Source organism: Winogradskyella sp., assembly GCF_003712105.1.
In the GTDB taxonomy this organism is placed as follows: domain Bacteria; phylum Bacteroidota; class Bacteroidia; order Flavobacteriales; family Flavobacteriaceae; genus Winogradskyella.
Genome location: NZ_RHLG01000007.1, coordinates 28,512 through 47,665, shown reverse-complemented (window position 1 = coordinate 47,665; position 19,154 = coordinate 28,512). Strand labels below are relative to the sequence as shown.

Here is a 19,154-nt window from a genome sequence, read left to right as displayed (position 1 = left end):
GGTTGTCTCAGTGACAACCTCTTTTTTTTAAACCAATTAATGTTAACAGAACTAAGGTCATATTTTAAACAGAATACTAACGCTGCACCATTGGCGGTTTTTAGAATTGGTTTTGGTATTATGATGTTAGCAAGCATTATTAGATTTTGGTCTAAAGGCTGGATTGAAACACTTTACCTACAACCAAAATTTCACTTTTCTTATTTTGGTTTTGAATGGATAAAACCAATTGGTGATTACACCTATCTTTTATTTTTTATTTGTGGTTTAGCTGCACTTCTAGTGGCTTTAGGTTTTAAATATCGTTTAGCTATTATTGTATTCTTTTTGAGCTTTACTTATATAGAATTGATGGATAAGACTACCTATCTTAACCATTACTACTTTACAAGTATTCTTAGTTTTTTAATGATTTTTTTACCTGCTAATGCTTACTTCTCTATAGATAACATCATTAGAAAAAAAGAATATACCCAAATACCAAGATGGACTATTGATAGTGTAAAACTATTGCTATCTATAGTCTATGTATATGCCGGTTTGGCGAAGCTAAATAGCGATTGGTTATTTAAAGCCATGCCCTTAAAAATATGGTTGCCATCTAAATACGACATTCCTATTATTGGTGAAACACTAATGCATAAAGACTGGTTTCATTTTGCGATGAGTTGGTCAGGAATGTTGTATGATTTGGCTATTCCCTTTTTGCTCCTTTATAAACGTACCCGAACTTTTGCCTTTGTTTTGGTAGTGATATTTCATGTATTTACCAGAGTTTTATTCCCTATCGGAATGTTTCCGTATATCATGATCATTTCTACTCTAATTTTCTTTGAATCCGGTTTTCATAATAAGGTTATTAAAGGTCTTAAAAAGATTATAAACCTGTTGTCTTTTCGAGTGCAGTCAAAAAGTCTTGTAGAGGTTAAAGTGATTGATATATTTGTAGCGAAACGCCAACGTGTTATACTTTCTATATTGGCAGTATTTTTTAGTGTTCAAATACTTTTGCCTTGGCGATATGCGCTTTACCCAAAAGAATTATTCTGGACAGAAGAAGGTTATCGTTTTAGCTGGCGAGTAATGCTTATGGAGAAAGCTGGGTACACAAATTTTAAGATAGTCAACTCAGAAACAAACACTTTTTTTTATGTGGAGAACAGTGATTTTCTTACACCGTTTCAAGAAAAACAAATGAGTTTTCAACCAGATTTTATAATCGAATACGCTCATTTTTTAGGAGACCATTTTAAAAGCCAAGGCCATGAGAATATACAAGTATTTGTGGATTGCCATGTAGCTCTTAATGGCCGAATGAGCCAAAGATATATTGACCCAAAAGTAGATTTATATCAATTAAAAGAATCGTTTAAACATAAAGATTGGATATTACCATTTAATGATGAGATTAAAGGACTATAGTATAACGTTAGTTATTTATTTAATAAGTGTTTTAGCAATTGCACAGAGTAAAGTTTCTGGTGTAATACAAAATCAAGCAACGCAACAACCTGTTGCAAATGTCGAAGTTTATAATAAGAAAGGTGGACTTTTAGCGAAGACCAATACTGATGGATATTATGAGTTTAATACCAATAAAGATAGAATAACATTAGTGTTCTTCATTTTTGAATATAAGTCAATTGAAGTAACAGTGGATGTAAATGGCGACACAACTTTAAATCAATCAATAGAACCTTATGCGGAAGTTTTAACTGCTGTAGAAATTTCAGCTAAAAGAGCTGAGGAGTTTGAACTTACCAGACTTAGAGATGTTGAAGAAACCGCAATTTATGCTGGTAAAAAAACAGAGGTTATTCTTGTAGACCAATCTATGGCTAATTTGGCTACCAATAATGCAAGACAATTGTATAGCCAAGTTGCTGGTTTAAATATATTTCAGAATGATGATGCAGGATTACAATTAAATATTGGAGGTCGTGGTTTGGACCCAAACCGTACATCTAATTTTAATACCAGACAAAACGGTTACGATATTAGTGCTGATGTTTTGGGCTATCCAGAGAGTTACTACACGCCACCAGCTGAAGCCGTGGACCAAATCCAAGTGGTACGTGGTGCCGCTTCATTGCAATATGGAACACAGTTTGGCGGGCTAATTAACTTTAAATTAAAATCACCAAACCCTAATAAACCCATTGAGTTTATTACAAGAAATACATTAGGTAGTTTTGGCTTGTATACTAATTTTACAAGCTTAAGTGGGACAAAAGATAAGTTTAGTTACTACACCTATTTTAATTATAAAAAAGGTGATGGTTTTAGACCAAACTCTCAGTTCGAATCTAAAAATGCTTATGCTTATTTAGGTTACCAATTGTCTGACAGAACTAAGCTATCTGGCGAACTCACTTATTTGAGATATTTAGTGCAACAACCTGGTGGTCTTAACGATAGTCAGTTTGCACAAGACCCATTTCAAGGAAACCGTACACGTAACTGGTTTCAAATAGATTGGCTATTATACAATTTTAAAGTAGCTCACGAATTTTCAGAGAATACAAACTTTACATTCAACTTCTTTGGTCTTGATGCTGAGCGAAATGCTTTAGGATTTAGGACCAATAGGCAAGAAATACCTGATGATTTTGCCGAAAGAGATTTAATAAAAGGCGAATTCAATAATTTTGGTTTTGAAGCACGCTTATTAACCAAATACAAACTCTTTGGAAAGTCTTCTACCGGATTGATAGGGACAAAGTATTATAATGCAGATAATACATCTATTCAAGGTCCAGGAAGTGATGGCATTGACCCAAATTTTGATTTACAAACAGACTTATTTCCCAATTATCAAAACCAATCTAATTTTAGTAACCCTAATTTAAATATTGCATTTTTTGGAGAAAATATCATTTACTTAAATGATAAGTTATCGATTACGCCTGGTGTACGTTTTGAGTACATTAAAACAGAAAGCGATGGTTCTTCTCAACTAATTAATCTGGATGCAGCTGGTAATGTAATTTTAAACGAAACAGTTTTATCTAGCGATACCAATGAACGTTCGTTTGTGCTGGTTGGTTTAGGTGCAAGTTATAGGCCTAGCCCAAAAGTAGAGCTTTATGCAAATGCTTCTCAAAATTATAGGTCAGTCACTTTTTCTGATATTAATTTAGTAAATCCTAATTTTATTATTTTACCTCTTAATGATGAAAAAGGACAGACCATAGATATAGGTGTGAGAGGGCGAGTATCAAATATTATATCTTTTGATATGAGTGCTTTTGGACTTTTTTATAATGATAGAATAGGTTTAGTACAAACAGTTGTTGGTAATGAAGTTAAATTAGGTAGAGTTAATGTTGGAGACGCGTTTATTTATGGGTTAGAATCATTAATAGATATTAATTTAAATAAATGGTTTATTAAAAATGAAGATATAAAACTCAATTTCTTTGTTAACTCTTCTTTTATACAATCAGAGTATACAAGCTCTAACCCGCTTTTAGTTGATGGCGATATCACTGGTAATAAAGTAGAATATGTACCAGAATTGAACCTAAAAACAGGTATTAGATTTGGCTATAAAGATTTACAAGGTAGCATACAATACACATATTTATCAGAGCAGTTTTCGGATGCAGGCAACTCTAGTACTTTATTAGGAGGAAGTTCCGGAGTTATTGGAGAAATTCCATCTTATGATATTTTAGATGTATCCTTATCATATACTTATAAAAATTTTAAGCTTGAAACAGGAATTAATAATCTTTTAGATAACGCCTATTTTACAAGACGAGCAGAAGCCTATCCTGGTCCTGGAATAATTCCTTCTCCGCCAAGAAATTGGTTTACAACCTTGCAGATAAAGTTTTAATTTCACATTTTTATATCACTGAAAAGATAACATTTTGATAATCTTATTCAGTGAAAGATTCATCAACTTTGAACAAAACTCATAACCATGAAACGTGTTTTTCTACTCTATTTGTTATCATTTTTTTCAATTACAATTCTTGCACAAGAACGTTTGTTAAAGTCAGGCCCAATGCTTGGCTACTCTGGGTTTAGGGAAGTTTTAGTTTGGGTACAGACTACAGAATCTGCTGTGGTGAAAATAGAGTACATACTTGATGGGAAAAGTTTTTTTACAAATTCGGTAACTACAACTTCAGATAATGACTTTATTGCTAAGTTATATCCAAGTGAAGTTGACTATGGCAAAACATATACCTATAAGTTATATATAAATGACGAATATGTTTCCAGAGATTATCCTTTAGAGTTTCAAACGCAAACCTTATGGCAATACAGAACAGATCCGCCAGATTTTAGCTTTGCAATTGGCTCTTGTTTCTATGCAAACGAAACCAAGGACGATAGACCGGGAACATCATATGGTGCCAATTATGAGATATTCACAAATATTCACCAAAAGCAACCAGATTTTATGGTGTGGTTAGGTGATAATGTGTATTTAAGAACACCAGATTTTTTAACAGAACGTGGTATTAGACACCGATACCGACATGTAAGAGCAACGCCAGAATTACAACCTCTATTAGCAAACGTACACCATTACGCAACTTGGGATGATCATGATTACGGTCCAAATGACTCTGATGCAACTTATGCAAATAAGGAGATAGCCGAAAAAGTATTTAACGATTACTGGGGTAACCTTAATACTAATGTGGTGAAAAATGGTGGTATTGCTTCACACTTCTTATGGAACGATGTTGAGTTTTTTATGATGGATAATCGTTATCATCGTGACCCAAACCGTCAATTAACAAAGAATAAGGCCTATTTAGGAGATGAGCAATTAGAGTGGTTAATCAATGCATTAACAGGAAGTAAGGCTACATTTAAAATAGTATGTATTGGTGGGCAAACCATTTCTGATGCTGCAGTGTATGAGAATTATGCAACCTATCCAGAAGAAAGACAACGCTTAATTGAACGGTTGAATGAGGAAAAAATTGAGGGTGTTGTATTTATGAGTGGTGACCGTCATCATACCGAAATTTCAAGATTGGAAAGAGTTGATGCCTATCCTTTAGTAGATATTACGTGCTCACCGTTAACATCAGGGATTCATAGCCCAAGAGATGAAGGCAATACATTACAAGTAAAAGACAAGACATTTTACAAAAGAAACTTTGGGATTGTAAATGTTTCTGGAGAACGTACAAACAGAGAATTAATGCTTACTATTTATGATCAAAATGGCAATAAAGTTTGGGATTATAAGATTAAAGCTAAAGAGTTACGTTACAAGAAATAAAATGTGTAAATTTGCTTGCAATTAAATTTTAATTGCAAAATGACAGCTCATAACAATAAAATATTAGGAGAAGGTCTTACTTACGACGACGTCCTACTTGTTCCAGCGTATTCCGAAATTCTTCCACGTGAAGTAAATATTCAGTCAAAATTTACCCGTAACATTACTATTAATGTGCCTATAGTTTCAGCGGCTATGGATACCGTAACTGAAAGTCGCATGGCAATTGCTATGGCACGTGAAGGTGGAATAGGAGTATTGCATAAAAACATGACGATTGAAGCACAAGCTAAAAAAGTGCGTAAGGTAAAACGAGCTGAAAGCGGAATGATATTAGATCCAGTAACGCTGCCAATGGATTCTAAAGTTAGTGATGCTAAAAATGCGATGCGGGAGCACAGTATTGGTGGTATTCCTATTGTTGATGACAATGGAAAACTTCAAGGAATAGTTACCAATCGCGATTTACGTTTTGAACACCGTAACGAAAGACCAATTGTTGAAGTCATGACAAGTGAAAACTTAGTCACTGCACCTGAAGGCACGTCGTTAAAAGATGCTGAAAAAATTCTTCAAGAAAATAAAATTGAAAAACTACTAATTGTAGATGGAGATGCATTAGTTGGTCTCATCACCTTTAGAGATATTACGAAGGTTACTCAAAAACCAATTGCTAATAAAGACTCTTACGGAAGACTTCGAGTTGCTGCTGCTATTGGTGTTACTTCTGACGCAGTTGATAGAGCTGAAGCATTAGTAAAAGCTGGAGTTGATGCTGTAATAATTGATACAGCTCACGGACACACAAAAGGTGTAGTTGCAGTTCTAAAAGATATAAAATCTAAGTTCCCGAAGCTAGAAGTTGTTGTTGGTAATATAGCAACAGCAGAAGCTGCGAAATATTTAGTTGAGGCAGGAGCAGATGCAGTTAAAGTTGGTATAGGTCCTGGTTCTATTTGTACAACGCGTGTCGTTGCTGGTGTAGGTTTTCCTCAATTTTCTGCAGTGCTAGAAGTTGCTGCCGCAATTAAAGGTTCTGGAGTTCCTGTTATTGCCGATGGCGGAATCCGATATACAGGTGATATACCCAAAGCAATTGCAGCTGGCGCAGATACTGTAATGTTAGGTTCACTCTTAGCGGGTACCAAAGAAAGTCCTGGCGAAACGATTATATACGAAGGTCGTAAGTTTAAATCGTACCGTGGAATGGGTTCTGTAGAGGCCATGAAACAAGGTAGTAAAGACCGTTATTTCCAGGATGTTGAAGATGATATTAAAAAATTAGTTCCAGAAGGTATTGTAGGTCGTGTGCCGTACAAAGGAGAATTGTTTGAAAGTATCCATCAGTTTGTTGGTGGTTTACGTGCAGGTATGGGTTACTGTGGTGCAAAAGATATTTCGACATTACAAGATTCAGGGCAGTTTATAAAAATTACTGCAAGTGGTATACATGAGAGTCATCCACATGATGTAACGATCACAAAAGAAGCACCTAATTATTCAAGATAGATAATTAAAACCTTAAGATAATTTTAAGCCTGTGCAAGTATAAATTGCGCAGGTTTTTTTTGTTTTCATCGTATCTTTGCAATTCATGAAAAAAAAGCAAGTTGTCATTGTTGGAGCAGGTATAGCTGGAATAGCATCTTCCATAAGATTGCGAGCTCAAGGTCATAATGTATCAGTATTCGAAGCAAATGCATACCCTGGTGGAAAACTCACCGCATTTTCCGAAAATGGTTACCGGTTCGATATGGGACCATCTTTATTTACCATGCCACAGTTTGTTGAAGAGCTATTCAAAGTTGCTGACAAACCAATAGAAGAGTATTTTCAATATATAAAGAAGTCAACTGTCTGCAACTATTTTTATGAAGACGGAACAACATTTTCTGCTTCAGCTGATATAGATACATTTGCCAAAGAAGCTTCCAAGACATTTGATGTAGAAGCTGAAGATATTTTAAATTATTTTGAAGATAGTAAACGTAAATACGATTTAACGGCATCTTTATTTTTAGAAAAATCGCTTCATAAAATAGATACTTATTTATCTAAGGATACTTTAAAAGCCATATTTAATATTAATAGCTTACATATCAATAGCTCATTAAATGAGTATAACACCAATACACTAAAGGATTCACGATTAGTTCAGTTTTTCAATAGATTTGCTACTTATAATGGGTCTTCTCCATACAAAACGCCTGGGATTATGTCAATGATTCCTCATCTAGAACAACATTTTGGTACTTATTTTCCTAAAGGTGGAATGCACTCTATCACTATGAGTGTGTTTCAATTAGCAAAAGATATTGGGGTAGATTTTCATTTTAATACTAAGGTAAAGCAGATCCTTACCGAAGGAAAAAAAGCAACAGGTATTAAGCTAGAAGATAAAGAGGTTATTGCAGATATAGTTGTGTCTAATTCTGATATTGTGCCAAGTTATAGAGCACTTTTACCACAATTAAAAGCCCCTGAAAAAGTGTTGCAACAACCACGAAGTAGTTCTGCATTAATCTTTTATTGGGGAATAAGGAAGGAATTTCCAGAACTTGATTTGCACAATATATTTTTCTCTGGTGATTATAAAAATGAGTTCGATTATATATTCAATAAAAAAGATGTTTGTGATGACCCAACAGTATATGTGAATATTACATCTAAAGATCAAAAATCTGATGCACCTTCTGGTAGTGAAAATTGGTTTACTATGATAAATGTACCAAGTAATACCGGACAAGATTGGGATGCGATTATTGATAAAGCCAGAACAAATATTTTACAAAAACTGAGTAGATTACTCAATGAGGATATCTCTTCATTAATTGATTTTGAATCAATCTTAGAACCAAGAACTATAGAGTCACGAACCCAAAGTTATCAAGGTGCATTGTATGGCGCATCTAGCAATAATAAGTATGCCGCTTTTTTAAGGCATCCAAATTTTAAATCTGACATAAAGAACCTGTATTTTTGTGGTGGTAGTGTGCATCCTGGCGGCGGTATTCCTTTGTGTTTGTTATCAGGTAAAATTGTTGCTGAATTAATAGAAAAAACCAATTAATGATTGATTCAAAATTCATAAAATACTTTTCAATATTCTTAGTTTGGTTATTTACGATTTCTGGAATTTTCGGAATTCTATCCGAAGGCTACTCAGACTGGTTTCTAAGTATGACCTCAATTAACTTGTTATTGCTATTTGTAATCGTAATTATAAATATTAAATCTTTTAAACCCATCTATAGCATTGCCTTTAGTATTCCATTTTTTATCGGTTTTATTACTGAGGCCTTAGGTGTTAATTTTGGATTAATATTCGGTAGTTACACGTATGGTGAAAACTTAGGCTTAAAGGTAGTTGGTGTTCCGGTAATGATTTGCTTAAATTGGGCCTTACTTACTGCGATTACTTCTGATGTCGCTAGTTGCTTTAGTAAGAATAGAGTTCTTAAGGCCAGCATTGGAGCACTATTAATGACATTACTAGATGGAGCTATCGAAATTTCGGCTCCGCGTTTTGATTTTTGGGAGTTTGATGGTGGAGTTGTCCCAGTCCAAAATTATGTGGGTTGGTTTATAGTCGCTTTTATCGCCCATATGATATATCAGCAGTTTAAAGTTAAAACAGATAAACAAGTGTCTTGGCACATTTTAACTTCCATGGTGATATTTTTTATTACGTTTTTAATATTCTAACATGAAGTTATACGACTACATTATACTAGGCGCTGGAGCATCAGGATTGATGTTAGCTTATCGTATGGCTAAGGATTCTTTTTTTGATGATAAATCCATACTTATCATAGATAAAGAAAAAGATAAAGGTAACGATCGCACATGGTGTTATTGGGAAAATGGTGATGGTGAATGGGATACAGTGTTGTCGAAATCTTGGAACAGTATATATTTTGGTAGTGATTCGATACAGAAAACTATAAATATTGCTCCTTATAGATACAAAATGATTCGAAGTGGCAACTTTTACAATTTGCTTTGGTCAACTATAAAAAAATCTAACACTATTAAATATGTTAACGCTTCGGTTAAGGGTTTTAATGAAAATGCAATAATAGATGTTGTAACTTCAGTTGGTATTTTTAAAGGCAAAAAACTATTAAATAGTATTCCTAGTCAGGACTTTACATTGCAAGAGAAATACCCAGTTTTACAGCAACATTTTTTAGGTTGGTTTATAAAAACTGAGCAACCTATTGTAGACGAATCAGTGGCTAAGTTTATGGATTTTTCCATTCCACAAAAACAGAATACCAGATTTATGTATGTTTTACCTATAGATAAGCATACCGCTTTATTTGAGTATACACTATTTTCAAAAACCATTTTAGAAACTTCCGAGTATGAGCAAGCAATCAAGGATTATTTAACCGAAAGACAAATAGAAGATTACGAAATCATTGAAAAGGAGCGAGGTTCAATACCAATGACTGCGTATAAATTTAATACTCATAATACTGAAAGTGTATTACATATTGGTACGGCAGGTGGTTGGACAAAGGCTAGTACTGGATATACATTTAGAAATACTACAAAGCAGACCAAGCTTTTGGTAGAATTTTTAAAAACCAATTCAAACTTAAAGACTTTCAAAAAACTGGATAAGTACTGGTTTTACGATTTGTTATTTCTTGACGTGCTGTATACAAACAATGCTCTAGGCTCTGAGTTATTTTCATCCTTGTTTAAAAAGGCTAAAGCCACCACAATTTTAAAATTCTTAGATGAAGAAACGTCATTGTTAGAAGACTTAAAAATTATAGCGTCAGTGCCGCCTTGGCAATTTACAAAAGCCTTATTTAGGCGTTTATTTTAGGTCTTGATATACTTGACCGCGATGCGGTTTTAGCGTATCCCGTATAGGTTTCATATCCGCTTCATCTATTACCATATAAGCAATACTATGCATTTCAGAATATGTTTCTACTCCGGTAATAGAAATATCGAGTTGCTCTAATTCAATATATTGTTTAAGATGAATCAAATGGTGGTCGGCAGTTTGTTTAGCAACTGGACCTCTAAAATCCCATATAAGTTTTAGTCTTCTCATAAAAAAAGCATCATAAAATTATACGATGCTTTCTATTAATTTAAATCTAAGATACTATTATAAAATAACTTTTTTGGAACTTATTTTATTTCCTGAATAAACTTTTACAACATAAATACCCTTAGCCATATAATCTGTACTTATTTCAGTATAAGTGTTATTATTGTATGTTTTATCAAGGATTTTCTCGCCTAAAATACTGTAGATTTGAATTTGTTGAATCGATGAATTACTGTTAACAATCAAGCTATTGTTAACTACTCGAGTCTCAACAGCGTCAATTTGTACACTATTTGTGTTTAAGGTGCTTCGATCAATTATTTTGTCTATCAAGTCTATATAAAGATCTACAGTTTGGTTATTGCCACCACCACCAAACTGGTTTTGGAATATTAAATTATAACCAAATACTTCGGTACCATCTAACACTGAAGTATATTCAAGTGCTAAGTTTATAGTTATACTATAGGTATTAGGACCCGTACTGCTATCAGTATCGCCAGCATCCAAAAATATCTCGGGTTGAGAGCCAAGATCACCAAATCCAGGTGCACCTTGAAAACCACCTGCTGAAGTATCTAAACCACCATAAATAAAAAGAGAGTTTTGATTTTCTGTATACAAATTATTTATAATGTCTATATCTTCAAAAGTAATTGTAATGTTATCATTAACTGAAGCTGTGACTGCAGTAACTGTAGCGCCACTGCCATTATATCCATTAAATGACAAGACTTCTTGAGAAAACATGAACAAACTTGATGATAAAAATAGTAAGGTAAAGTAGAAGTGTTTCATAATAAAATGCTTAATTGTTGAAATATATTAATAATTAGAGCTTCATCATTGTTTATTATATAACGCAAACGTTTTCGTGTTGATAATTTTATAATTTAACACCATATTCTTTGATTTGGCACGAGATTGGTCTATAACATATTATTTATAATATTACAATTATGTTATTTTTGTTTGGTCTCTATAAAATCTAAATATTACTTAAGTAAAATGGTTATGAATCTTAGACTAATTTTTAGTTTTCTACTTATTGTTAGCGTTAATTTTGGTTTTAGCCAAAAACAAGACGCTTTAATCACTATTGATGGTGATAATATTACTTCAGAAGAATTTTTAAAGCTTTACAACAAAAATTTGGATTTGGTAAAAGACGAATCCCAAAAGCAATTAGAAAATTATTTAGAGTTATTTATTGATTATAAACTAAAATTAAAAGAAGCTAAACGCTTGGGGTTAGATAATGATACTAAGTATAAAAATGAATTTGAAAATTATAAAAAGCAACTCACCAAAAATTATCTTTCAGACAATAAAGTTACAGATGAGCTCGTAAAGGAAGCCTATGAGAGAATGAAGTACGATGTCAAAGCATCTCACATTCTAATTATGGAAAGTGCTGAAGAAGATACATTGGTAACTTACAACAAACTTTTAGAATATAGAAAATCTTTCGCAATCGAATCTTTTGAAACCACTAAGGACAAGTATCATAATGGTAAAACTACCTTAGTAGAAGATTTGGGATATTTTTCGACCTTTAAAATGGTTTATGATTTTGAAACCATGGCTTATAATACCGAGCCAGGAACTGTATCTATGCCATTCAAAACAGATTTTGGATATCATATTGTTAAGGTGCATGAGAAAAGACCATCAAGAGGTAAAGTTAACGCTGCACATATTATGCTCTCATTAAATCAAAAAGATAGTACAATTAATCCTGAAGAGCGGATAAAATTAATTTATAGCAAATTACAGCAAGGGGAAGATTTTGGAGCATTAGCAAAACAGTTTTCAGATGATAAAAGTTCGGCTAGAAGTGGTGGTAGATTACGTGCTTTTAAAAGTGGTCAATTATCATCTACACTATTCGAAGACACTGCGTTTGCATTAGAAAAACCAAATGACATTTCTGCACCAATAAAAACTAAATATGGATGGCATATAATTAAGCTAATAAGTAAAGAGCCAATCAAATCTTTTGACGAGCTTAAGCCGACTTTAGAAGTACAAATAAAACGAGACTCTCGTTCAAAATTAATTAATAGCGCTATGGCGAAGGAGTTGTCTAAGCGTTATAAAATTTATAAAAATCAAAATACGAAGCTTTATTTTAAATCGATTCTTAGAGATAGCTATTTATCTGGGACGTTTAATTTACCAAGCAATTATAAAGGCAGTGATGTCGTTTTAACCGTGAACGATAGTAGCTATACTAATAATGATTTCCTTCAGCATTTAAAGTCTAAACAACGTCAGTACATGCGTCAACAAACACCTATAAATAAAGTTATTGATAACGAATTAAGGTTGTTTTATGAGAACTCTATTTTAAAGTTTAGAGAGGATAATCTCGTTAATGAAAACCAAGAATTTGCCGACGTTCTAATCGAATATAGAGATGGCTTGTTGTTGTTTGCTCTTATGGAAAAGGAAATATGGAATAAGGCTTCAAAGGATACGATTGGTTTAAAAAGTTTTTATGAAGTTAATAAAAGTAAATATCTATGGAAAGACAGAATAGATATGGTAATGGCTACTGCGAGTTCTCAAGACACTGCCGAAAAAGTAAGATCCTTATTAAATGATGGTGCTTCGAGTGAAGCCATTACTGAAACTTTAAATAAAGATGACAATAAGGCTGTTATTTTTACTTCGGGCGTTTTTGAAGTTACGAACCAAAAGCTTCCTAATAACTTAGAGCTTAAAAAAGGAGTTTCTACTATTTACCAACATAATGGAGGATATCATGTACTAAATATTAAAGAATTGATTCCTGCTGGTACCAAAACTTTAAAAGAGGCAAGAGGTATTGTTGTTAATGATTACCAAAATGAAATTGAGAGCGATTGGCTTGAGAGTTTACGCGAAAATTTCACAGTTGATGTTAACCAAAAATTATTCAAAAAGCTAAAATCTAAATTAGATAATTAATTAAATGAATCGTTCATTAGTTATCATATTATGTTTGGCGTTATTTGCTTGTAATCAAAATAATATCGAAGAAGATGCTGTTGCTAGAGTTGATGATGCCTATTTATATAAAGAAGATATTCTGAAAATAATTCCGAAAGGCGTTTCTAAAACAGATAGCACCTTATTGGTTAATAATTTCATTAATAACTGGGCAAGCGGTATTCTATTAATGAAACAAGCTAGGCTTAATATTCCCGAAGATAAACAAAGAGAGTTTGGTGGTCTTGTTAAGCAATATGAATCTGATTTGTATACTAAAACGTATCTAGATGCTCTAGTGAAGCGCGAAATCGACACATCAGTAAATGCAGAAGAAGCTGAGCTAGTTTATAATTCAAACAAAGAATCATTTAAACTTAATGACGAATTACTCAAATTGCGATACATCAGTTTACCGCTCAATGCAGTTAATTTAGAAGATATTAAAATGCGCTTCAAAAATTTTGAAAACGAGGACAAAGTATTTTTAGATTCTATTTCGGTTCAATTTCGATCGTATTCGCTTAACGACTCATTATGGGTTAAGGCATCTCAAGTTATTGAAAAGATACCTGTCGTAAATCCATCTAATAAAAATCAACTGTTAAAAAAATCTAATTTTATACAGCTTAAAGACTCATTAAACCTATATTTGGTTCAAATAAATGATGTACTTTTGCGCAACGATTTTGCACCCTTAGATTACGTAAGGTCTACCGTAAACCAAATCATAACAAACAAAAGAAAATTAGAGCTGATCAAGCAGATAGAAAATGAAATTACGAAAGATGCCATTAAGAATAAACAGTTTGAGATTTATAAATAAAAGTCTTTTAGTTGCCCTTTTGTCTTTAATAACTAGTATTGGTTTTTCTCAAGAAATCATAGAAGACGAAGTAAAAAAAGAAGAAGTTACGAAAGATAAGCCTCAAAAAGGGAATAGAATTAAAGCCGATGGGGTAGCCGCCGTTGTAGGAGATTATATTGTTTTAGTATCAGATGTTGATAGAAGAATAGCTCAGATTAAAGCTGCTGGAGGTGATTTAGGAGATATAACTAGATGCGAATTATTTGGGAGTATTCTTGAAGAAAAATTATACGCTCATCAGGCTATTCAAGATAGTATCGTTGTTAATGAACTACAAATCCGCTCACAAATAGATCAACAAATACAAGGGATTCTAGGAGAATTTGGCGGCTCTATGGATCGGTTATTGGCATTCTATAAGAAAGAATCTGAAGATGCACTTCGTGAAGAAATATACGAGATTAATAAAAATCAATCCTTAGCAGGACAAATGCGCGAGAAGGTATTAGCTGAAGTAGAAATTACACCTGAAGAGGTAAGACAGTTCTATAATGATTTAAAAGAAGAAGGCCTACCAACGTTTGGTACCGAATTGCAAATCGCTAATATTGTTGTAATCCCTGAAATTAGTGAAACTTCTAAGCAAGCAGCAATTGATAAGTTAAAAGGATTTAAAAAGGACATTGAAGAGAATGGTGCGAGTTTTACCACTAAAGTTCTGTTTTATACGGATGATACGGCTTCAAAATCTTTTGGCGGAAAGTATACATTAAATAGAAAGCGTCCTCGAATGGTTAAAGAGTTTAGAGATGTTGCGTTTTCCTTAGAAGAAGGTCAAATCTCAGAACCATTTAAAACAGATTTTGGATACCATATCATTTTATTAGAAAAGATCAGAGGTCAAGAATACGATGTGCGTCATATTTTAATTCGACCAGAAATTACACCAGATGCGATTGACAAGGCTAGAAAACGAATCGAAGATGTAAGGACACGAATAGTGGACGGTTCAATTTCATTTAGTGAAGCAGCCAGAGAGTTTAGTGATGAGAAAGAAACAAAGTTTGAAGGTGGTAAATTAACAAATCCTACAACTCAAGATTTTAATTTTGAGCTCACTAAAATTGATCCTGAAATATATGGCCAGGTGCAAGAGTTAAAAGATGGCGAAATTAGTCAAGTAATTCAAGATGGTGATAGAGAAAACCCTATCAAGTTTAAGATAGTTACAGTTACAAATCGTACTGATGAGCATGAGGCAGATTTTGCTAAAGATTATTTAAAGATCAAACGTCTAGCTCTACAAAACAAGCACTTTGACGCACTTGGAAAGTGGCAAAAAGAAACAATAATGTCGACATACATTAAAATTAATGGTGACTATAGAGACTGTGATTTTAATGGTAACTGGTTAAAAAATCAATAATATATGTCAGACGTAACTGCTATTGAAAACTTTGTAAAAAAATACAAAGCACTTAAATCTGAAATTTCTAAAGTAATTGTAGGTCAAGAAGAAGTAGTTGAGCAAATCCTTATATCTATTTTCTCCGGTGGGCATTCCTTATTGATTGGAGTTCCTGGATTGGCTAAAACCTTAATGGTAAATACTATTGCTCAAACACTAGGATTAGACTTTAAGCGTATTCAGTTTACTCCAGATTTAATGCCAAGTGATATTTTAGGAAGTGAAATATTAGATGAAAATCGTCAGTTTAAATTTATTAAAGGGCCAATCTTCGCTAATATTATTTTAGCAGATGAAATAAATAGAACACCTCCAAAAACCCAAGCAGCACTTTTAGAAGCAATGCAAGAAAGAGCTGTAACCGTAGCAGGACATAACTATAAACTAGCTTTACCATATTTCGTTTTAGCAACGCAAAACCCAATTGAGCAAGAAGGTACCTATCCGTTGCCTGAAGCACAATTAGACCGTTTTATGTTTGCCATCAACCTTACATATCCGTCTTTTTCAGAAGAGGTTAATATTGTAAAGACTACAACTACTGATGCAGTTCAAACGGTTAATGCATTATTCACTGCTCAAGAAATTATAGATTATCAAGATGTTATTAGAAGAATTCCAGTAGCTGATAATGTTGTTGAATATGCTGTGACTTTAGTAGGTAAAACCAGACCAAAAGAAAGCTCAGCTGCAGAAATTGTTAGGGAATTTGTAGATTGGGGCGCAGGACCTAGAGCATCTCAAAATTTAATTCTTGCTGCAAAAACTCACGCAGCAACAAAAGGTAAGTTTTCTCCTGATATAGAAGATGTTCAAGCGGTTGCAACTAGCATATTAAGGCACAGAATTATAAAGAATTATAAGGCTGAAGCTGAAGGTATCACTGATGAGAAGATAATCGAGAGCCTGTTCTAAAAATGATATTCGTATTAAGAACGCAATCCAAATTCTTAATCTTACTTCAAAAAATTTATAATCCTAAATTTAATTCATACTTGTTCTAAATAAGATAAAATGTTAAATTATTAATTAACAAGCATTTAATCTGTTAAAATTTGAAATAATTCATTAAAAAATAATATTTCTATGATTTATTTTCAATGATTTTGCGTTTTCTTTACATATTTTTAAAAATGTTATATAATTAGTAAATTTGTGCTGCTTTAAAACATATTAATAACCTTATAAAAACACTTTATGGCTTTTGATATAGACATGATTAAGAAGGTTTACGCAAACATGACTGAACGCGTAGATTCAGCTAGAGAAATAGTTGGTAAACCATTAACACTTTCAGAAAAGATTCTATACTCACATTTATGGGATGGTAAACCAACATCAGCGTTTTCTCGTGGAAAAGACTATGTTGATTTTGCACCAGACCGTGTTGCTTGTCAAGATGCTACAGCCCAGATGGCATTATTGCAATTTATGCAAGCTGGTAAAAAGAAAGTCGCTGTACCAACAACTGTGCATTGTGATCATTTAATACAAGCTAAAGAAGGTGCTGCAACAGATTTAAAACATGCTAATAATACAAGTAGCGAGGTGTTTAATTTTTTAGAGTCTGTATCAGATAAGTACGGTATTGGTTTTTGGAAACCAGGAGCAGGTATTATTCATCAGGTGGTCTTAGAAAATTATGCCTTTCCTGGAGGAATGATGATTGGTACGGATTCTCATACAGTAAATGCTGGAGGTTTAGGAATGGTAGCAATTGGTGTTGGTGGTGCTGATGCTGTAGATGTTATGGCAGGTATGGCTTGGGAGCTTAAATTTCCTAAATTAATTGGCGTAAGATTAACTGGAAAGCTATCAGGATGGACTGCACCTAAAGACGTAATACTTAAAGTTGCTGAAATTTTAACTGTAAAAGGCGGAACGGGCGCTATAGTTGAATATTTTGGACCTGGTGCTACTGCTATGTCTTGTACGGGTAAAGGTACCATTTGTAACATGGGAGCTGAGATCGGTGCTACAACATCTACCTTTGGTTATGATGACTCAATGGAACGTTACTTACGTGCTACTGATAGAGAAGATGTAGCTGATGAAGCAAATAAGATTAGAGACTACTTAACTGCTGATGCCGAAGTATATGAAAACCCAGAGCACTATTTTGATCAAGTCATTGATATTAATCTTTCTGAGCTTGGGCCTTTATTAAACGGGCCGTTTACGCCAGATTTATCTACATCTGTAGGTTCCGAAATGACAGAGAAGGCCAAAGCTAATGATTGGCCAATGCAAGTAGAATGGGGTTTAATCGGTTCTTGTACCAACTCATCATATGAAGATTTATCTAGAGCGTCTTCAATTGCTCAACAAGCCTTAGATAAAGGCTTAAAAACAAAAGCAGAATTTGGTATTAATCCTGGTTCTGAACAAGTAAGATATACTGCAGAACGCGATGGAATTCTTCAAGTTTTTGAAAAATTAGATGCTAAGATATTTACAAATGCTTGTGGCCCATGTATTGGACAATGGGCACGTTATAGCGATCCAAAAAATGCTCCAAAAAATAGTATTGTACATTCTTTTAATAGAAACTTTGCTAAGCGTGCAGATGGTAACCCAAACACACATGCATTTGTTGCTTCACCTGAGTTAACAGCTGCAATTGCTATTGCTGGTCGTTTAGACTTTAACCCTATTACTGATACGTTAATAAATGAAAATGGAGAGGAAGTAATGTTAGATGAACCAACGGGTTGGGAATTACCTCCAAAAGGATTTGATGTAGAAGAGAATGGTTATTTAGAACCAATGGAAGATGGAAGTGGTGTTGAGATTAATGTTAATCCAACATCAGAACGGCTTCAATTATTAACACCTTTTGAGCCAATAGGTGATTCTATAACTGGAGCTAAGTTATTAATCAAAGCATTTGGAAAATGTACAACTGACCATATTTCTATGGCTGGACCATGGTTACGTTTTAGAGGTCACTTAGATAATATTGCAAATAACACTTTAATTGGTGCTGTAAATGCCTTTAATAAGAAAACTAATTTTGTAAAGAGCCAGTTGACAGGAGATTATGGAGGTGTGCCAGATACTCAGCGTGAGTATAAAAAGAATGGAATTTGGACAGTCGTAGTAGGTGATCATAACTATGGAGAAGGTTCTTCTAGAGAACATGCTGCAATGCAACCAAGACACCTTGGAGTAGCAGCGGTAATAGTTAAATCGTTTGCTCGTATTCACGAAACCAATCTTAAGAAGCAAGGCATGTTAGGATTAACCTTTGCTAATGAAGCAGATTACGATTTAATTCAAGAAGATGATACATTTAACTTTTTAGATTTAAATGAATTTGCTGCAGGAAAACAATTGCATGTTGAAGTTGTTCATTCTGATGGTAGTAAGGATACGATTGCTTTAAATCATACGTATAACGATTCTCAAATTGAATGGTATAATGAAGGTTCGGCACTTAATTTAATTAAGAAGCAGAACGCTTAAAACCATAATAAAATTTAGAAAAAAAGGCTTTGATACGTATCAAAGCCTTTTTGTGTGTGGTAATTTTTGAAAAGCGGAATTATCGTTTTAGAAACTTCATGTTAAAGCCAATAGT

The 19,154-nt window shown here is 33.5% G+C and carries 14 protein-coding genes; 12 read left to right on the top strand and 2 right to left on the bottom strand.

The window, feature by feature from the left end; translation table 11 throughout:
- Window positions 1-39 precede the first annotated feature (39 nt).
- From ED556_RS13880 to ED556_RS13850, 7 genes are all read left to right on the top strand, one after another.
- Window positions 40-1,422 (top strand): HTTM domain-containing protein, encoded by a 1,383-nt coding sequence (locus ED556_RS13880; RefSeq protein WP_296325167.1) that lies wholly within the window; start codon window positions 40-42, stop codon window positions 1,420-1,422.
- On the top strand, window positions 1,400-3,841 hold the full coding sequence (locus tag ED556_RS13875) for a TonB-dependent receptor (protein WP_366663757.1): 2,442 nt from the start codon (window positions 1,400-1,402) through the stop codon (window positions 3,839-3,841). Before ED556_RS13880 ends, ED556_RS13875 begins: the two co-directional genes overlap by 23 nt.
- A gap of 87 nt (window positions 3,842-3,928) precedes the next feature.
- Complete coding sequence (locus ED556_RS13870) at window positions 3,929-5,251, top strand: alkaline phosphatase D family protein (RefSeq protein ID WP_296325165.1); 1,323 nt, start codon at window positions 3,929-3,931, stop codon at window positions 5,249-5,251.
- 39 nt (window positions 5,252-5,290) lie between these two features.
- Window positions 5,291-6,760 carry an IMP dehydrogenase gene (gene guaB, locus ED556_RS13865; protein WP_296325164.1) on the top strand — a complete coding sequence of 490 codons (1,470 nt, stop codon included), beginning with the start codon at window positions 5,291-5,293 and terminating at the stop codon, window positions 6,758-6,760.
- An 85-nt stretch (window positions 6,761-6,845) separates the two neighbouring features.
- Window positions 6,846-8,321, top strand: coding sequence for a 1-hydroxycarotenoid 3,4-desaturase CrtD (gene crtD, locus ED556_RS13860; protein WP_296325162.1), 1,476 nt, complete (start codon window positions 6,846-6,848; stop codon window positions 8,319-8,321).
- On the top strand, window positions 8,321-8,956 hold the full coding sequence (locus ED556_RS13855; protein WP_296325160.1) for a carotenoid biosynthesis protein: 636 nt from the start codon (window positions 8,321-8,323) through the stop codon (window positions 8,954-8,956). Before crtD ends, ED556_RS13855 begins: the two co-directional genes overlap by 1 nt.
- 1 nt (window position 8,957) lies before the next feature.
- Window positions 8,958-10,091 (top strand): lycopene cyclase family protein, encoded by a 1,134-nt coding sequence (locus ED556_RS13850; RefSeq protein WP_296325157.1) that lies wholly within the window; start codon window positions 8,958-8,960, stop codon window positions 10,089-10,091.
- On the opposite strand, the gene ED556_RS13845 is transcribed toward ED556_RS13850, so the two are convergent.
- Both ED556_RS13845 and ED556_RS13840 read right to left on the bottom strand, forming a co-directional pair.
- The gene (locus ED556_RS13845; protein ID WP_296325155.1) at window positions 10,083-10,325 is read right to left on the bottom strand and encodes a hypothetical protein; all 243 of its coding nucleotides are present in this window, start codon (window positions 10,323-10,325) and stop codon (window positions 10,083-10,085) included. The genes ED556_RS13850 and ED556_RS13845 overlap by 9 nt on opposite strands.
- 57 nt (window positions 10,326-10,382) lie before the next feature.
- Window positions 10,383-11,123: a T9SS type A sorting domain-containing protein gene (locus tag ED556_RS13840; RefSeq protein ID WP_296325154.1), complete on the bottom strand. Its 741-nt coding sequence runs from the start codon at window positions 11,121-11,123 to the stop codon at window positions 10,383-10,385.
- Window positions 11,124-11,339: 216 nt separating this feature from the next.
- On the opposite strand from ED556_RS13840, the gene ED556_RS13835 reads away from it, so the two are divergent.
- The 5 genes from ED556_RS13835 to ED556_RS13815 all read left to right on the top strand — a co-directional run bounded on the left by ED556_RS13835 (window position 11,340) and on the right by ED556_RS13815 (window position 19,039).
- Window positions 11,340-13,277, top strand: a complete 1,938-nt coding sequence (locus ED556_RS13835) for a peptidylprolyl isomerase (protein ID WP_296325152.1) — start codon at window positions 11,340-11,342, stop codon at window positions 13,275-13,277.
- Between the two features lie 4 nt (window positions 13,278-13,281).
- Window positions 13,282-14,124: a peptidyl-prolyl cis-trans isomerase gene (locus tag ED556_RS13830; RefSeq protein WP_296325151.1), complete on the top strand. Its 843-nt coding sequence runs from the start codon at window positions 13,282-13,284 to the stop codon at window positions 14,122-14,124.
- Window positions 14,072-15,532, top strand: coding sequence for a peptidylprolyl isomerase (locus ED556_RS13825; RefSeq protein WP_296325150.1), 1,461 nt, complete (start codon window positions 14,072-14,074; stop codon window positions 15,530-15,532). Before ED556_RS13830 ends, ED556_RS13825 begins: the two co-directional genes overlap by 53 nt.
- A gap of 3 nt (window positions 15,533-15,535) precedes the next feature.
- Window positions 15,536-16,489: a MoxR family ATPase gene (locus ED556_RS13820; protein ID WP_296325149.1), complete on the top strand. Its 954-nt coding sequence runs from the start codon at window positions 15,536-15,538 to the stop codon at window positions 16,487-16,489.
- Window positions 16,490-16,771: 282 nt separating this feature from the next.
- Complete coding sequence (locus ED556_RS13815; protein WP_296325147.1) at window positions 16,772-19,039, top strand: aconitate hydratase; 2,268 nt, start codon at window positions 16,772-16,774, stop codon at window positions 19,037-19,039.
- Window positions 19,040-19,154: the final 115 nt, after the last annotated feature.

Excerpts from the sequence above, each read along its gene's own strand:
- ED556_RS13880 (WP_296325167.1), top strand. The coding sequence starts at position 40 with ATGTTAACAGAACTAAGGTCATATTTTAAACAGAATACTAACGCTGCA.
- ED556_RS13875 (WP_366663757.1), top strand. The coding sequence starts at position 1,400 with ATGATGAGATTAAAGGACTATAGTATAACGTTAGTTATTTATTTAATA.
- ED556_RS13870 (WP_296325165.1), top strand. The coding sequence starts at position 3,929 with ATGAAACGTGTTTTTCTACTCTATTTGTTATCATTTTTTTCAATTACA.
- guaB (WP_296325164.1), top strand. The coding sequence starts at position 5,291 with ATGACAGCTCATAACAATAAAATATTAGGAGAAGGTCTTACTTACGAC.
- crtD (WP_296325162.1), top strand. The coding sequence starts at position 6,846 with ATGAAAAAAAAGCAAGTTGTCATTGTTGGAGCAGGTATAGCTGGAATA.
- ED556_RS13855 (WP_296325160.1), top strand. The coding sequence starts at position 8,321 with ATGATTGATTCAAAATTCATAAAATACTTTTCAATATTCTTAGTTTGG.
- ED556_RS13850 (WP_296325157.1), top strand. The coding sequence starts at position 8,958 with ATGAAGTTATACGACTACATTATACTAGGCGCTGGAGCATCAGGATTG.
- ED556_RS13845 (WP_296325155.1), bottom strand. The coding sequence starts at position 10,325 with ATGAGAAGACTAAAACTTATATGGGATTTTAGAGGTCCAGTTGCTAAA.
- ED556_RS13840 (WP_296325154.1), bottom strand. The coding sequence starts at position 11,123 with ATGAAACACTTCTACTTTACCTTACTATTTTTATCATCAAGTTTGTTC.
- ED556_RS13835 (WP_296325152.1), top strand. The coding sequence starts at position 11,340 with ATGAATCTTAGACTAATTTTTAGTTTTCTACTTATTGTTAGCGTTAAT.
- ED556_RS13830 (WP_296325151.1), top strand. The coding sequence starts at position 13,282 with ATGAATCGTTCATTAGTTATCATATTATGTTTGGCGTTATTTGCTTGT.
- ED556_RS13825 (WP_296325150.1), top strand. The coding sequence starts at position 14,072 with ATGAAATTACGAAAGATGCCATTAAGAATAAACAGTTTGAGATTTATA.
- ED556_RS13820 (WP_296325149.1), top strand. The coding sequence starts at position 15,536 with ATGTCAGACGTAACTGCTATTGAAAACTTTGTAAAAAAATACAAAGCA.
- ED556_RS13815 (WP_296325147.1), top strand. The coding sequence starts at position 16,772 with ATGGCTTTTGATATAGACATGATTAAGAAGGTTTACGCAAACATGACT.